Origin of the sequence: Bacteroides salyersiae WAL 10018 = DSM 18765 = JCM 12988, from assembly GCF_000381365.1 — a bacterium.
GTDB classification, from domain to species: Bacteria; Bacteroidota; Bacteroidia; order Bacteroidales; family Bacteroidaceae; genus Bacteroides; species Bacteroides salyersiae.
Genome location: NZ_KB905468.1, coordinates 238,537 through 254,665, shown reverse-complemented (window position 1 = coordinate 254,665; position 16,129 = coordinate 238,537). Strand labels below are relative to the sequence as shown.

General features: G+C 41.1%; 11 protein-coding genes. 2 read left to right on the top strand and 9 right to left on the bottom strand.

Going from position 1 to position 16,129, the window contains the following annotated elements; genetic code table 11:
- Nucleotides 1–117: 117 nt before the first annotated feature.
- The 9 genes from HMPREF1532_RS18890 to HMPREF1532_RS18850 all read right to left on the bottom strand — a co-directional run bounded on the left by HMPREF1532_RS18890 (nt 118) and on the right by HMPREF1532_RS18850 (nt 12,363).
- Nucleotides 118–720 carry a LysO family transporter gene (locus tag HMPREF1532_RS18890; protein ID WP_005933593.1) on the bottom strand — a complete coding sequence of 201 codons (603 nt, stop codon included), beginning with the start codon at nt 718–720 and terminating at the stop codon, nt 118–120.
- Nucleotides 717–998 carry a LysO family transporter gene (locus HMPREF1532_RS18885; RefSeq protein WP_005933591.1) on the bottom strand — a complete coding sequence of 94 codons (282 nt, stop codon included), beginning with the start codon at nt 996–998 and terminating at the stop codon, nt 717–719. The genes HMPREF1532_RS18890 and HMPREF1532_RS18885 overlap by 4 nt, the downstream gene beginning before the upstream one ends.
- Before the next feature lie 81 nt (nt 999–1,079).
- Nucleotides 1,080–2,108, bottom strand: a complete 1,029-nt coding sequence (locus tag HMPREF1532_RS18880; RefSeq protein ID WP_005933589.1) for a DUF4249 domain-containing protein — start codon at nt 2,106–2,108, stop codon at nt 1,080–1,082.
- A 5-nt stretch (nt 2,109–2,113) separates the two neighbouring features.
- Nucleotides 2,114–4,756 (bottom strand): carboxypeptidase-like regulatory domain-containing protein, encoded by a 2,643-nt coding sequence (locus HMPREF1532_RS18875; RefSeq protein ID WP_259029340.1) that lies wholly within the window; start codon nt 4,754–4,756, stop codon nt 2,114–2,116.
- 165 nt (nt 4,757–4,921) lie between these two features.
- Nucleotides 4,922–5,797, bottom strand: coding sequence for a FecR family protein (locus HMPREF1532_RS18870; RefSeq protein WP_005933585.1), 876 nt, complete (start codon nt 5,795–5,797; stop codon nt 4,922–4,924).
- Between the two features lie 6 nt (nt 5,798–5,803).
- Nucleotides 5,804–6,229, bottom strand: a complete 426-nt coding sequence (locus HMPREF1532_RS18865) for a hypothetical protein (protein ID WP_005933583.1) — start codon at nt 6,227–6,229, stop codon at nt 5,804–5,806.
- Nucleotides 6,230–6,316: 87 nt separating this feature from the next.
- Nucleotides 6,317–6,871, bottom strand: coding sequence for an RNA polymerase sigma-70 factor (locus HMPREF1532_RS18860; RefSeq protein ID WP_005933581.1), 555 nt, complete (start codon nt 6,869–6,871; stop codon nt 6,317–6,319).
- Between the two features lie 8 nt (nt 6,872–6,879).
- Nucleotides 6,880–8,013 carry a radical SAM family heme chaperone HemW gene (hemW, locus tag HMPREF1532_RS18855; RefSeq protein WP_005933578.1) on the bottom strand — a complete coding sequence of 378 codons (1,134 nt, stop codon included), beginning with the start codon at nt 8,011–8,013 and terminating at the stop codon, nt 6,880–6,882.
- Nucleotides 8,014–8,286: 273 nt separating this feature from the next.
- Complete coding sequence (locus HMPREF1532_RS18850) at nt 8,287–12,363, bottom strand: hybrid sensor histidine kinase/response regulator transcription factor (RefSeq protein ID WP_005933577.1); 4,077 nt, start codon at nt 12,361–12,363, stop codon at nt 8,287–8,289.
- Between the two features lie 365 nt (nt 12,364–12,728).
- Between HMPREF1532_RS18850 and HMPREF1532_RS18845 the strand changes: the two genes are divergently transcribed.
- Both HMPREF1532_RS18845 and HMPREF1532_RS18840 read left to right on the top strand, forming a co-directional pair.
- A complete protein-coding gene (locus tag HMPREF1532_RS18845) occupies nt 12,729–12,980 on the top strand; it encodes a hypothetical protein (RefSeq protein WP_005933574.1) in 252 nt (83 codons plus the stop codon).
- Nucleotides 12,981–12,987: 7 nt separating this feature from the next.
- Nucleotides 12,988–16,116, top strand: a complete 3,129-nt coding sequence (locus tag HMPREF1532_RS18840) for a glycoside hydrolase (protein ID WP_005933572.1) — start codon at nt 12,988–12,990, stop codon at nt 16,114–16,116.
- Nucleotides 16,117–16,129 lie beyond the last annotated feature (13 nt).

Here is a 16,129-nt window from a genome sequence, read left to right as displayed (position 1 = left end):
AAAATAAAATAGGGATAAAGTGCATATTACACCTGCATTTATTGATGTACATCAATAAATGAGCATTAAAAAGTAGAAGATATGCCTTTAAATGTAATCTATTTGAAATACGTTTGCCTACACGGAACAGAATAGTGTCACAAGAAACGGTACGCTGAAATCTACAATAAAGCCATGAAAGATGGAAATTATGACAAATTCTTTTCCGCAATAGCGGGTAATGATGGGTAGAGTAGTATCCATGGTGGTAGCACCGCCTACGGAGATGGGAGCCAGCCGGCCGAAAAACTTCACGAAAAGTGAGGCACCTAACAGGGCTATAATTTCACGAAGAATATTCGATAGCAATGCAATCGTTCCTAATTCTGCCCCTTTATATTCGGTGATGAAGATACTGGAGAGGGAATAATAACCGAATCCGGCACCTACCGCCATACAATCTGTGGCCGAACGATGGGGCAGGAACAAGCTGGCAACAGCACATCCGGCTAACGTACCCAGTATTGTCATGACAGGTAGAAAGAGCAACCGTGGATTGAGCGAGCGGAAACTTTTCAGGGTATTCGGATCGTTACCGATACTGATTCCGACACAGAACATCAGGCCGCACAGGGCATAATAACTTAGATTGCTGTGAGTGAATTCATACGGAATCAGATGATATAACCCGCAAAAGGTTCCTACGATAAAGAATGAAACGATAATGAGACTCCCTTTCATTGCTTCGCCTCCTTATTCCTTATATATACAAGGTACCACAGTCCCCATGCTGCCAGTACGCTTCCGGCAACGGCGGCGAATGTGATGGCAAGAGCTTCCAGGCCGATGGCATGCAGGCTCCTGATGATCGTTTCGTTTCCTCCTACGTCGATGCCTAATAGAAAAAGCAGCAGCCATATCAGTAGGGTGATCACTTTATGAATCCATAAAAGACGTTTGCTCCGCAACAGATAGCCGACGAGCATTCCTGTGAGCATTATTCCGATAATAGTAAACATGATTTCCGTACTTTTAGGCTGCAAAGATAATGTTTTCTTATGGTGTAGGCAGTGCAAGGTTCATTCTTTGACCGATATTTTTTATCGTTCGTCATACTTTTCATCTGTGAGATTGATCTTTACGCTTGTTTCTGTGCTGATGCTCACGATTCCGAGTCCGCCGTGCACATTACTGGCAAAGACAATCGGTTCCATGATGGTTTCATCGTACACATCGGAGTCGATTAGATTCAGTGCTTTAAAATACAGAAAATCCGTTTCGTTGATACTGAGCAGCCGGACGTGGCAATCGCTGATTTTCCGTTTGACAGTGTGAGGCGGAAAGAGATCCGGCCACTCTTCATAACTTGTAGCATAAACTGTCATCGTATAACTTTGTCCGGCGAAGCGGCTGTTATCGAATACTCCATAGATGTTTTCTGCTTGTTCGAACAGGTCGTTGTCATTGCCCGACATGGATGGGTGTCCGTCAGTAAGGACTACATCTTCGCGAGAAAGCATTCGAAAGTTCTGGCTGGTAAGTATTGTGTCTTTTAGTTCGGGACTGAAAATGGTAGCGTAGATCGTGTTACGGCGATCCAGAACGAGCCGGTAATAATTCCTCGTATTATCAGTGCGGTCAGAAAATGTGATACGGTAACGCAGGCGGTTTGTATAATAGTTGTCGTACTCATTGACCGGGACGGTTGCTGTGTCTACCCGTACGATGGGCATTGGTGGCTGTGGGACAATTACTTCTGCCCAAGCATGATGGACACTGTCTCCGGTCATGGCATCGATACGTACTTTGTCTCCAGGGTGGAACTTTGTGGTAATAAGAAAGCGTTTCTGAAGGGAGGTAAATTCCCCTTCGGGTATCGGCAATGCTTCCGGAGTCTCTACCAATGCGTCATTCACCCGGATCTCTACGCTGGCGTCAGTGACGTGGCTGATTACATTCTGCCCGCTTTTATTGAGATAGAGCACATTGTTTGTGCTGTCGGCATTAATGAGTGCGTTCATTATTAGCTTGGGCGGGTTGGCTTCTTTGTTAAAAGGGATTTCATTTTCACAACTGCTGATGAATGTCGATAGCAGAAAAAGAAGCAACAGGTTCTCTCTTTTTATCATAATGCTTAGAATTTATAAGTGTAAGTGACGGAAGGAATACAGGGTAATATGGTCAGCTTGGTTATTTTCCGTTTCCCGGGTATATATTGATAGTAGACTTTCCCATTTTCCTGATTTTTGATATATGTGGCGTATCCACCGCTTCCGTTACTGTATACCAAGGTCGGATTCATTGCATTATAGGCGTTGTAAAGGCTGATGTTCCAGGTACGGATACCGTGTTTGGTCTTTTTATTGAAATTGACACCTATGTTGAGGCGGTGACTGGCGGGAAGCCTGTAGTTATTGCGATGTTCAACGTAATCTTCCTGCCGGACAAAATTTTCTCCGGGACGGATTACAGCCGTTACCTCTTCGGGAATGGTAGCTGTTCCACCGGTAGCAAATATCCATGAAACTCCTATGTCGATCCGGTTATTGAATTGATGATTGGCTACTAAGGTGAGATTATGCCTCCGGTCATACTTATAGGGAAATCGTATTCCATTATTGATACTGCCCGGAGAGAACTTACGATCGCTTTTCGCCAGTGTGTAGGCTATCCATCCGGTTGTTTTTCCGGTAGCTTTCTGTACCATGAACTCTATTCCCATGGAGCGCCCTTTTCCCATTTCTACCTTGTTCTCCCAGCCGGAAGAAGATCCTAAGAAACTGACTCCTTCTTTATATTCCAGAACATTACGCATTTGCTTGTAGTAACCTTCTACAGAAAACTCCCATCCTTTCAGGCCCGTATAATAACTTCCCAATGAATATTGATGAGCTTGCATCGGTTTGATTTTGCTGGTTACGGGCACCCACAGGTCTGTCGGCATGGAGATGGGAGTTGATGAAAGCAGATGTATATACTGGCTCATTTTGGTATACGACGTTTTCAATGCGATGTCTTTATTCAATTGATAACGGGCGGATACACGGGGCTGTGCGGAGAAATAACTCTTTTTCTGCACATAAAATGTGGATAGGTGTAAACCGATATTCATGCGCAGGCGCGAACCGATATCGAAATTGTCTTCTATGTATGCTGATATTTCGTGTGCCCGGACTGTACTATTGGAGATACTGTTGTAGGTGGTATCCTGTGCAATGTCGCCCTCTTCCTTTTCTGTGATTTTGGAGGTTGCCACTTCCGGGTGAAAATTGTGGCGGAGGTAACCTGCACCGAATTTGATGTGATGCGTGGGAGTCGGATTGTAATCGAAATCCATTTGATAATTCCAGTCGCGGATACCGGAATGATAGTTGGCAAGGTAGCTGTTTTCGTTTACTGCATTGCCAACCCAGTTGCTGCTGTATGTGCCGGAGTTGGCATCCATTTGATATTTGTTGTAAGCGATGGTGGTGTTGCAGAACAATTTCTGGTTGAAGATATAATTCCAGCGGACGGATGCAACAGTGTTTCCCCAGTCGAGCGACATTTTATTTTCATAGGTGTTGCCGAAATCATAATCATTGCCCCATGTGGTGGTAGAAAATACACTTTTACTTTTGAAAGAGTAATGATCTTTTCCTTTATAAAAACTGAGAAAGAGACGGCTTCGGTCTGAAAATTTGTGGTTGACCTTTGCGTTGATATCGTAGAAATAATAACTCATTTTGTCATCTTTGGGCATAAAAGGTTTGGCTACCAGATCTATATAAGAGCGTCGTGCCGAAAGATTGAAGGACGTTTTGTCTTTGATGATAGGACCTTCCAATTGTAGTTTGCTTGCGAGCAGTCCTACGCTGAGCGTACCATGAAATTTCTTCATGTCTCCGTCGTTGCTACGTACGTCTACTACTGATGAAAGGCGGCCGCCAAAACGTGCAGGAAAGGAACTTTTGAAAAATGTTACTTTTTTTACGGCTTCCGGTGTAAAAACCGAGAAGAAACCGAATAGGTGATCTACATTGTATATGGGTATTCCATCCAGAAGAATCAGATTTTGATCCGGACCGCCGCCACGTACGTACAATCCGGCCGAACCCTCGACTCCAGCTTGTACTCCCGGCATCAACTGGATGGTTTTCATTACATCCGCTTCTCCCAAAGCACCGGGTGTATTCTTTATTTGTGCCATCGGGATTTCTATGGCTCCCATTTGTGTGGCAGTAATCCCTGCTTCTGTCTTGTCGGATACAATCACTACTTCTTCCAATTGGTTATTGTCTTGCATGAGGACGTTGAGTACTGTGTCTTTATTCAGTGCCAGCGTGTGATGCTGGGTTTCGTATCCCAAATAAGAGAAACTGAGTTCTGTTTCTCCCATGGGCAGGGTGATGCTGTAAAAGCCGTAAGGATTGGTAGTAGTGCCTTGTTTGTGACGACTCTCAAGGATGTTAGCGCCAATCAACGTCTCGGCGGACGTCCCGTCTGTCACATATCCGCTGATTGTGAACTTGCGGCTTACCGGCTTTTGTTTTTTCTTTTGCAGAAGAATGTGCCGTCCGGCAATCTGATAACCTATCGGTTCATTTTTAAAAGCTTGGTCGAGAATTTCCCGTATCGTCTTTTGTTTTACTTCGAGTGTGATGCGGCGGTTGATTTTCACCTCTTCACCGTAGATGAATGAGAAGCCGGTAGAATTTTCCAAGTATTTGATAAATTCTTCAAGGCTGGCATTACGAATGCTGAATGATAATTGGGTATCGTTTTTTTGCGCTTGCATTTGTAATGAGAAAAAAAGTATTCCGCATGTCAGAATCAGATTCTCGACATACAGGGGTATATGAGATTTGTTCATATTTTCTTGTGAGTGGCTTGTTTTATAAGTCCGTGCATTCATGTGCCGGTCGGGATGTCTGGTGTGATATTACCATGATCCGGTGGCACATCAATTGATTGTTATTCCTTTATCGGTTTGTTTATATTTGAAATCCCTTCCTTGTTGCAACAGATACAGAATGTCTTCCAGGCTTTCTCCATCGGTAAATTTGGCAGTAAGCCGGTAGTTGCGCAGCTTCTCATTTTCTATCTTTATTTTTACTCCGAATGAGTTGCTCAACTCCCGTACGATTTCCTGCAGAGGGAGATGATTGAAAATGAATATACCGTTTTGCCATGCGATTTCTTCAGAAACATTCTTCTCTGCTTCACGGGTCAGACTTTCTTTCTTCTTATTATATATGGCGCTCTCGTTGGGACGTAGTACGATGCCTTCCGGATGACTGGCGGTGCTTACGGCAACGGATCCTTCGAAAAGAGTTGTCTTTACTTCCGGATCACCGGGGTAGGCTTCAATATTGAAGTGTGTGCCCAATACCCGTACTTTGACAGCTTCGGCTTGCACGATGAACGGGTGCTCTTTGCTTTTGCTCACTTCGAAATAGCCTTCACCTTTTAGCGTCACTTTACGATGTTTGCCGCGAAAACGTTCCGGATAAGTGAGTGAAGAAAAATGGTTTAAAGTCACTTCTGTTCCATCCGGCAGTTTTACGTTTTTGCATTCGGTCAGAGTGGAGATCGTATACAGGCCGACCGGGAGCATGTATTCATAGACGACCCATCCCATTGTACAGAATAATGCCACGGTGGCAGCTATTGCGAAAACGCGCACTTTACGCATGCTCAACATGCGTTGTTCTTTTTGCGGAAGCCGTTTTTTTAGCAATGCGTAACTTTTTTCTGCCGAAAAGCGTCCTCTGGGCGAACGGGTGGAGGCGATGAGCTTTTCCAGTATTTTTTCTGCTTCTGTTGCTGTATATTTCATTGTTTTCTATTTGGGTATCAGCTCGATAGACATTTTTGATGTTTGTCCGCCTTCCCATAAAGGTGTACAGACTATCTGGATGATTTCCCCTTTAATGGCCTTTCCCGGAAAAAGTGTGATAGTGGCTTTGGCTTCTTTCTTTCCGGCTTTTATTATTAACCGGTCATTATTTAGCTTGCACACCACGCCTATTCCCGGTATAGCAGACCGGTTGATACTTAATTTAACTTCTCTATCCTCTTTCTTTTTATCAACGGCAATCACTTTTACTTCTATTGTTTCTTCTTTGTCACTTTTGCTGTAGAAGTGAGATTGCATAGAATGCTCGAAGCCTACATAGTCGGTAGGGTAGTTCTTGTTTTTGTCATCACATGCCAATAATAAGAGGCTTACTAACAACGCTACGGTTGTTTGAAAATAGAATCGTTTCATACGTTAGTCTAATAAATAATAAACATTGTTCATTGATAAAGACAGTGGGACGATGATAATTCCCTATCCTTTATCTCTAAATAAATGTTAATCTATTTCGACAGACATAATCATCTCTTTCAATCGCCCGGTGGCTTTCTGCAATTGGGCATCTACTGTTTTAGTACTGATACCTAATTCTTCGGCCACTTGTGCATAGCTCTGTTTTTCTTCCCGTATGCGGATAAATACCTCCCGGCAACGCTCAGGCAGACGGTCCAATGCTTTTACATAGCGGGCGAACAACTCTTCGCTGATAAGTTCGTCTTCGGGGCTATAGTCGCTTTCCGGCGATTCGGGAAGTTCGTTGTCGGTATAAGCACTTCGGCGCATTTCCTTCTCCAGATAGTTGAGGGAAGCATTCTTGGTGATAACAAAGCAATAGTCTTCAATATTTCTGACTTCGGGCAATGTGTTGCGTTGCTCCCAAAGTTTTAGGAAAATATCGAGTACGATTTCCTGTGACCATTCCTCCCGTTTTACGTAATAGTAGGCAATACGAAACAGGCGGTCGTAGGTTAAATCGTAGAATTTGCGGAATGCGGTCTGAGAGTCCCATTCCTTCATTTGTCGCAATAGCTTTCGTACTTCGGATTCGGTCATGGCTCTTTCTACTCCTCTATTTTGAGCAGGTCGCTCATGATACTGTCGGATATGAATATCCCTTCCCGCGTAAGGCGCAAGGCATTGTCTTTCTCGATTAACTTCCCGTTTTTAAGGGATAAGGCAGCCGAGTCGAGGCAATATTGCCACAATCCGGTACCGAATTCTTCTTTTAGTTTCGCGAGAGGAATGCCCCAACAAGTGCGTAATGAGGTAATGATAAACTCATTGTATCGTGTCACTGTGTTCAGATCTTCCGTCTCGTAAATTCGTTTCCCGTTTTCTATGCCGTTTATATAATCATTCAGTGAAGCTATGTTCCATTCTCGTTCCTGGCGGTTGAAAGAGTGCGCTGACGGTCCGCAGCCTAAATAAGGAATGTTTTTCCAATATGCCGTATTATGCTGCGAGTGATATCCGGGGCGGCTGAAATTGGATATTTCGTAATGCTCATATCCGGCGGTCGTTAATTGGTCAATAAGTTCGGAAAAGAACCCGACACTGCTTTCCTCGTCTACTTCGCTGATACGATGCTGCTGTAACATATTATACATGGGGGTACCTTCCTCATATATCAGATGATAGGCCGATATATGTTCCACATTCAAGGCGATAGCCTGCTTCAGATCGTATTTCCAACTTTCTGCTGTTTCTCCGGGGAGTCCGTAGATGAGGTCGATACTTATATTTTGGAACCCTGCTTTCCTGCAATGCTCTACGGCTGCGATGGCTTGCGGGGCGGTGTGACGTCGCTTAAGCAATTGCAAAGTTTTCTCATTGAAAGTCTGTATCCCCATGCTGATACGGTTGAAAGGCAGGGTGGCAAGCATCCGTGTATACTCCGGAGTAAGGTCGTCGGGATTGGCTTCAAGGGTAATCTCGCGTACCTGCTTCATACCATAAACTCTTTCGATTGTTTCGAAAATCTGTAAGAAGTCTTCTTGTGTTAGTTGCGATGGAGTACCTCCTCCTAAATAAATTGTCTCGATGGGGGCACCTTGCAGATAGTCCCGGCGTATTTCCAATTCCCGGCAAAGGGTTTGGATATATCGTCCTTTGAATTCACTGAGGGTAGTGGAATAGAAATCACAATAAATACAACGGGTTTTACAAAAAGGGATATGAATGTAGATACCTGCCATAATCCGGTTATGTTGTTTACTTTTGCAAATGTAAGACTTTAGGTTCAGAAACCGGTTATCGCTTCTGCTTATTTATGTGAACGCTGTAATTTAGTACATTTATTGTGGATAAGGTATTGGAAGAAAAATCTCTTATCATTCGGTATAAACTTCCTGTTGGTAGGTAGAAAGCTTTTATTCTTTCCTACTTGCTTACTACTTAACTACTTAACTGCTTACTACTTAACTACTTAATAACCATTTATTTACTGTTGGTTATGAATTGTTCAGGCTCTAAACTGTTTCTTCTCCTTTCAATCCTTTTAAGTATTCCGATGGCGATATTCCGAATTCCTCTTTAAAACATTGCCTGAAATAGACCGGACTGTTTACTCCCACCTTGAAAGCTATTTCAGAAATGGTATATCTACCTTCCAGTATCAATTTTTCTGCATTCTTCATTTTTATTTTCCGTACATATTCATTTGTTGAAATTCCGGTCAAGGCTTTCACTTTTCGGTAGAGAGTAGATTTGCTCATGCATAGTTTGTCTGATAGATAGGCTACGTCTATTTTTTCCGATTGCAGATTATCTTCAATGATTTGCGTTATCTTTTGTATGAACTCGTCATCCAGTCGGTTCAGAGACTCATGGAGCATTATACATTTATCAGAATTTATATTTAAGTTGGAGTTAAACTGATTGGCTAATTTTCTGCGGGATTCCAATAAGTTGTAGATACGGCTTCTCAATAAACTTGCACTAAATGGTTTTGTCAGATAAGAGTCGGCACCTGCCTGATAACCTTCCTCTTTATTCTGCAAAGAGTCTTTTGCGGTAAGCATTATGACTGGGATATGACTTGTACGTACATCTTCTTTTATGATTTTACAGAAAGTGATACCGTTCATTCCGGCCATCATGATATCCGTTACTATAATGTCGGGGATATGTGCGATGGCGGCACGGCAACCGGCTTCTCCTTCGCTTGCGGTTACTACATCAAATGAGTCGGAGAATGATTCTGATATATATTCGCATATATCAGAATTGTCTTCTACCACCAGCAAGATTGGTTTTTCGCAAGGAATATCATCAGTGGGCACTACCTCTGCCGATTCTATTTCCGTATTGCCTTTCGGGGCCTTTTCACCAGAATCTGTATGTAGGGCATTGGGGTATATGTTATGCATAATAAGAGAAAAGTAGAAGCTGCTCCCTTCACCCGGAACGCTTTCTGCATATATTTCTCCTTGATGTAGTTTGGCAAGGTTTTTAACTAATGCTAAGCCGATACCGGTACCCGATGCCTGGCGGTCACTTCTGGCCTGATAATATCTTTCGAAAATATGTGGTAATTCATCTGCGGATATACCTTGCCCCGTATCAGAAACTTTGATTTCTACATAGTCCGTATCATTTTTTCGGGTAGTATAGAGTGAGATATTGATATAACCTTTTTCAGTATATTTGGCGGCATTGGAAATTAGGTTATCAAGTATCATAGTTACTATTTCTCTGTCGAAATAGAGCGAAAGCGGTTCAGGCTTAATTGTTATGTTAAATTCAACTTCTTTATTCAAGTTCAGTTCTTTATATCTCAGACTGACCTCTGTAACCAGTGCAGCAAGATTGTCTTTACTCACACAAAGTTTTTTATTTTGCGTCTCTGTTTTACGGAATTCAAGTATCTGATTAATCAGGTTTAAAAGCCGAATAGCACTGTTGTGAATGATAGATATTTTCTTACGTTGATGTGGAAGCAGTTCTTTGTCTTCCTGAAAATCTTCCAGTGGTCCCAGAATTAGGGTTAACGGGGTGCGTAATTCATGAGTGATATTGGTATAAAAGCGTAAACGTTCGTTGTTAAGTTCCTGTTCCTGTTCATGATTCTTCTTTTCCAGTTCATAAAAACTTTGCATATCTACTTTTTTCTTATAAAGATTAAGAAGATAGAAAATGATATATCCTGCGAGAATAAAATAAAGCACTTTTGCCCACCATGATAGCCAGATGGGGGGAGTAATGTGAATAGGAAGAATATTGATCTCGCCAGACCATTTCTGATTATGTATCCGTGTTTTCACTTGAAATTCATACTCTCCCGGTGGAATGTTGTGGAACATTACCGTATTTTCGTTGACGGTGTACCATGAGTCATCAAAACCTTTCAAACGGTATGCGTAATCTATCCAATTAGCTTGAGAATAATCAAGAACGCTATATGCCAGATTAAAAGTGTTTTGTTTGTAAGTTAGTTGTATGGTTTCATTGTTTTGGCCATAAAAGTTTATAGTGTTATTATCTTTATGTGCGGATTGTTCTTCGAATATTTTCATCTCGGTGATGATGACAGGAGATACCTCACGGTTACTTAATACGGTAACCGGATCAAAATAGCGGGCACCATTTATTGAGCCGAAATAAATGATACCATTTTCATCTTTTGTTACGGCTGCGCTGGAGAAATTGCCTATTGGCGTTTTGTCGAAATAGTTGTAGTTTATGAATTGTCCGGTTGCCGTGATATAGCAACTGATACCTGCATTGGTGCTAAACCAGATGTTACCCTCACCATCTTCGGTAATGGCACGAATATAGGAGTTATAAATGCCGTCTTGCCGGTTATAAACTTTGTATTCGTGAATTTTATTGGCTGGGAAACAGACTAATCCATCGCCTGTCGCTATCCAGATTCTACTCTCAGAGTCTCTGAAAATATAATTTATGCTATTGGAACAGAAGCCGTTGTATTCATTGAAATGACAGATGGATTTCATTTCGTTGGTGAGGATGGATAATCCTTGTCCGAAGGTACCTATCCAGATTCTTCCTTTTGTATCTTGAATGAGGCTGCGTATGGTATTTTCTGGAAGAGAAGAATTCTCAGTGGTATAATGCATTATGTTTTCATAAGTTTGAGTGTTAACAATAAATATTCCCGAACTGGTTCCTATCCACATATTGTTTTTGTTGTCTTCATAAAAACAACGGGCGTCACAGGAAGAAATCTCTTTAAGGCTGGCATGGGAAAAGTTTTTTTTATTATAATCGTAGATATCTACACCACCCATGAAGGTTCCTATCCATATATTGTTTTGAGAATCGCAATATTCGCTTATAATAGAATTATGGCTCAGTTTCCCATTTTCTTCGTTATAGATGACCGTGCGATTGTCTTTTTCAAAGACATTGATTCCCCCTCCGTCAGTACCGATCCATAACTTATTGTCTTTGTCTGTACATAAACTCAATACGACCCGATTACTAAGACTGTTTTTATAATCTTTAATTGGAGAATAGCTGTGGCTTTTGAAAAAAGGCGGAGTGTGGCCTATAAAATTAATACCGCCCCCATAGGTGCCTATCCAGATGTTTTTGAAAGAATCTTGAAATAAACACCTCGCTGTCGGATTGGATAAACTATAATTATTGCTTCCCACTGTGAGATGTTCTAGATTAAACTGATTTTGCGGGAGGAATAATTGTTGCTTGATATCTACGATAAAGATACCGTTTAGTTCGGTGGCCATCCAGATTTTTTTATTATCCATTTGCCGGATATCGAAAACTGTAGACGTTGAGGGAATATTAGCTATTTGATTTATGGAGAAAAATTGTTCTGTTTGGGTGTCGAATAAAGCAGCTCCCCTTTCAGTTCCTATCCATATATTGTCGGTACTATCTTTGTATATGCAGTGAACATGATTTCCGGGTATACCGTTTTTATTGTCGGGATTATACTTGAAATTCTTTACACGTTTGGTTTTCAATGAAACAATACTCATTCCATGTTCTACGTGGCCAATGTATATTTTTCCATTGCCGTCTTCTACTACCGTCCAAACATTGTTGGATGGTAAATTGGGCAAAGTCGTGGTATTGTAATGAGTAAATTCTCCGGTGTTCTTATTGAAGTATTCTATTCCCCTATGATAAGTACTGAGCCATAAATTGCCGTCACTTGCTGGTGAGATATGTGTAACGTCGTTTGTGATGAGGCTATTAGGATTGGAGTCGTCATGTGTAAATACGGTTAATTCATCTTTTTCATAATTGTATGCATTCATGCCCGCCCGTTGAGTTGCTATCCAGATAATCGGTTCTGTAGGATCGGCATAGATACTGTTAAGTTCATTACCACTAATATGGTTCGTGTGTTTGTAATAGTTAATGAAACGGTTTCCGTCAAATTTATTGAGCCCTTCCTCGGTGGCAAACCACAGAAAACCGTCTTTATCCTGAGTGATGTTTACAACACTGTTATTCGATAAGCCTTGTTCTATTCCCAATTGTTTGACATAATAATTTTGAGAATATAGAAAAGAGGAGAAAATAAGGACGAGACTTGTCAACAGGCTTTTCATCATTTGCATATGTGTTTGGAAATAAGTACTTAACTTCTTTAATTATTGACCGTCAAATATACTATTTAATTTCTATTTCACTGATGATAAAAACTTCTTTGCACGATTCACTGTCTATATTTGAATGATTTGGTATGTTTCAGGGGCGCGATGGGGATGAATCTGATTTCTGAAAGACCGATTCATTTTGTATGCACGATTTAGCGCTTATCGTTGCACGATTTTTGGTCTATTGCTTTGCTGTTAAATACATAGATTTGCAATAATAAAACAGAGGGTGAGGGAGATTAGGTGATCTTGGATTTAAGATAAACTGTTTTGGACAACGCTTTGTTTGAATAAATTGTTTCACTTTAATTTTAATATGTATGAAAAAGAGTTTAGCACTATTGGGGAGACTGACCGGCATTTCTCCTGTAAAAGACATTTGTCCTGTACCGAAATCTGATAGAGATTTCTCTATTGAAGGAGTTGTGATTGAACAGACTGAGCTGTATAATAAAAAAAATGAATCGGGAATTGATGTTTCTGACCTGAATACAGGCATTTGCATTATGTACACTGAGAATATTGATAATATGATAATGTCAGTGAAAATAGTAAACAATATAAATATCTAATACAAATATGACCTTTAAAAAAATACTCATATATCTCGCCTTGGTTTTGCCGCTATGTTTGTCTGCACAAAATTATGCTGATTATAAACTATATGCTTCATATGACTTTGAACAAGGCGTGATCGACAGACAGGCTAATACAAGCTTGGAGTTGAAAAATGGTGCCAGGATTGTGGAAGACGCTGTCCGTGGAAAAGTTCTTTATTTTAGTGGCGATAAGCGTCAACATGCTGTAATGGTGCCCGCACCTGTTATGGGAGACACAATGTCCCTTTCTTTTTGGTATAAGCGTAGTTCACGGGATGATTCTAAGGTTAGTTGGAAACAGATCTTTGAATTCTATAATTCCGTTGACGGTAGCAATATTTATTTTATGCCTGTATATGGATTTGATGATTCGCTAAGTGGTGTTGTTTGCGATGCCAGAACATTCAATTCGGGTGTTTGGGAACCGTTGTACGGTCCGTGTATAGATGCGAATGATGCGTGGCATCATGTTGTCTTAGTAGTACACGAAACCTCTTGGAGTTATTATCTGGATGGTGAGAAAGTGGGAACAAAGAATATTTTTGTCTCTTTATCTCTTATGAATCTGACACATCTGTTTTTTGGAATGAATCCTAACCGTGAGCTACATCCGTCGACTGGTTCGATAGATGATATTAATATTTATCATTATCCGTTGAGCCAGAGTCAGGTTTCCCAAATATATGCAGGTGAAGCTATCACGGAACCACTTGGAGAAGGGCCTCTTACCTTTCATTTTGATAATAATTTGAATGAAGAAGGCAGGCGTATAACTCTTGATGGCTTTAAATATTCATTTGTTCGTGACGGTCAAAGAGGGCCGGCCGTAAAAATAGATGCAGGGGGACAACTGAATTTCTCTGATAATATCTTATCTAACGGTTCGTCAACCATAAACTTTTTGTATAAAAAAGAATCGATTGGTGCCACCGATGATGGAAAATATATCTATCAGGCTTCAAAAGACGATGACAACAGCTATGGTATTAAAATAAAAGTCGATGGTGATGCGGCTTACCTTGTACTGGAAACGATAAAGAATGGTGTAAAGAATGAAACAGTAAGCCAGGAAAAACTTGAATCTGATGAATGGAATGCCATAAGTATTTTCTACTCCATGACTGCCCAGAATAATATGCGAATTTATCAGAATGGCAAACAAATCATTGTAAACGCAGGGGTGGAAACTTATAGTTTGGGATTGAATCAGTGGAGCTTGGGAAGTACCACTGATTCAAAAAGTGCAGGTGGGCTTTATGATGAATTCGTAGTGGAAAATTATGCAATGAGACCGGACGGGGTAAACGAATATTATAAAAGTAATCTTACTTCCTTAAGTATAACTGTTGATTTTGCCAATAAACATCAAACTATACGTAATTTTGGTGCTTCCGATGCTTGGGATGCCGACGTATTAGGTAAGTACTGGCCCGAAGAAAAAAAGAATCGGCTCGCGGAACTGCTTTTCAGCAAAGAATTTGATAACGAAGGAAATCCTAAGGGGATCGGATTGTCTTGCTGGAGGTTTAATATCGGTTCGGGGTCTGCGGAGCAGGGCGAAGAAAGCAAAATAGCGGGACCCAGTAAGCGTACTGAATGTTTCATGAATCCTGATGGTACTTACAATTGGGAGAAACAAAAAGGACAACAATGGTTTCTCAAGAAAGCTGTACTGGATTATGAAGTAGAAGATATTGTCGGTTTCATGAATTCTCCCCCCGTATATTTTACTAAACACGGATATGCTTTCAATCAGGAAAACGGATGGGATTATATTCTTGCATCTGATAAATACGATAATTTTGCATCGTTTACTGCCGATGTCGTAGAGCATTTTGATAAGGAAGGCATTCATTTCGATTATATCAGCCCGATAAACGAACCGCAATATCAATGGGGACCCGGAGGTGACGGATGGGCCGGTCAGGAAGGATCGCCTGCTACTGACCAGCAAATTGCAGATGTTACGAAAAGTATGAGTAGGGTAATTGCTTCCAGAAAGCTCACAACGGAAGTGTCTATTGCAGAAGGCGGTGCGATTGGCAGCTTAATAGCTCAAATACCGAAATTCTGGGGTAACGAAGAACCGGATATGAAAGTAGGTGGGTTACCGAATGTTTCTTATGTGGCATCCGGACATAGTTATTGGAGCGACCGTAATCCGGAAGATATGTATAATAGCCGTGTACATCTTCGGGAAGTAATGGAGGCGACAGATGACAAGCTCGAGTATTTTCAGACCGAATACAGTCTTTTAGACGGCGGTTATACTTGGGGACATCCTGGTGGCATAGTAGGAAACTTTCGTGAGATAGAGTGTGCAATAGCCCTTGCCCGTATGTTGCATGTCGATTTATCAGTGGGTAATGCTACCGGATGGCACTGGTGGACTGCTTTCAGCCAAGGAAAACATTTGGGAGAAAGCCGCTTTGCATTGCTTGAGACGATGACAACAAAAGATATGACAGATGGTTTTTACAACGATACAAAACTTCTTTATACACTTGGGCAGTACTCCCGCTTTGTACGTCCGGGAATGAAACGGGTGGAGGTAAATCGTTCTGATAATTTAAGCGTCATAGCAGCGCTGAGAAATGATATGTATTCTGCATATATTGATGAAGAAACCAATCAGGTTATTATTGTTGCGGCAAATTCAAAGATCACTCAAAGCAGGATTGAGTTGGCAGTAGAAAATCTGCCTGTATCTGCTAATAGCGGTTTAGAATTTACTCCTTATATTACTTCTGATAATGATGATATGAGAGCTTATCCGAAAATCAAGGAAGGGGAAACATTTATCTTGCCTCCTCTTTCTATAGTAACATTTGTTTCGGAATCTACCGTTCCTTCTTCAATAACAGAAGAACCAGAGGAGATAAATATCCATATTTATCCTAATCCTATCGTTGATGAAGCAACTGTCAACAGTAGAAATACGATACGAAATATCACAGTATATGATGTTTATGGAAAAGTAGTTTATCAGCAGGCAGGTATCAATGATAATATGTGCAAGTTGTTTTTGCCGGGATTGTCTGCCGGTATATATATCGCAAATATAGAAACTGATGAAGGCTATAGAATACAAAAGATCGTGAAGAAATAATTTTAAAGATGCG

Coding starts and splice junctions, on each gene's coding strand:
- HMPREF1532_RS18890 (WP_005933593.1), bottom strand. CDS start 720: ATGAAAGGGAGTCTCATTATCGTTTCATTCTTTATCGTAGGAACCTTT.
- HMPREF1532_RS18885 (WP_005933591.1), bottom strand. CDS start 998: ATGTTTACTATTATCGGAATAATGCTCACAGGAATGCTCGTCGGCTAT.
- HMPREF1532_RS18880 (WP_005933589.1), bottom strand. CDS start 2,108: ATGATAAAAAGAGAGAACCTGTTGCTTCTTTTTCTGCTATCGACATTC.
- HMPREF1532_RS18875 (WP_259029340.1), bottom strand. CDS start 4,756: ATGCAAGCGCAAAAAAACGATACCCAATTATCATTCAGCATTCGTAAT.
- HMPREF1532_RS18870 (WP_005933585.1), bottom strand. CDS start 5,797: ATGAAATATACAGCAACAGAAGCAGAAAAAATACTGGAAAAGCTCATC.
- HMPREF1532_RS18865 (WP_005933583.1), bottom strand. CDS start 6,229: ATGAAACGATTCTATTTTCAAACAACCGTAGCGTTGTTAGTAAGCCTC.
- HMPREF1532_RS18860 (WP_005933581.1), bottom strand. CDS start 6,871: ATGACCGAATCCGAAGTACGAAAGCTATTGCGACAAATGAAGGAATGG.
- hemW (WP_005933578.1), bottom strand. CDS start 8,013: ATGGCAGGTATCTACATTCATATCCCTTTTTGTAAAACCCGTTGTATT.
- HMPREF1532_RS18850 (WP_005933577.1), bottom strand. CDS start 12,363: ATGATGAAAAGCCTGTTGACAAGTCTCGTCCTTATTTTCTCCTCTTTT.
- HMPREF1532_RS18845 (WP_005933574.1), top strand. CDS start 12,729: ATGAAAAAGAGTTTAGCACTATTGGGGAGACTGACCGGCATTTCTCCT.
- HMPREF1532_RS18840 (WP_005933572.1), top strand. CDS start 12,988: ATGACCTTTAAAAAAATACTCATATATCTCGCCTTGGTTTTGCCGCTA.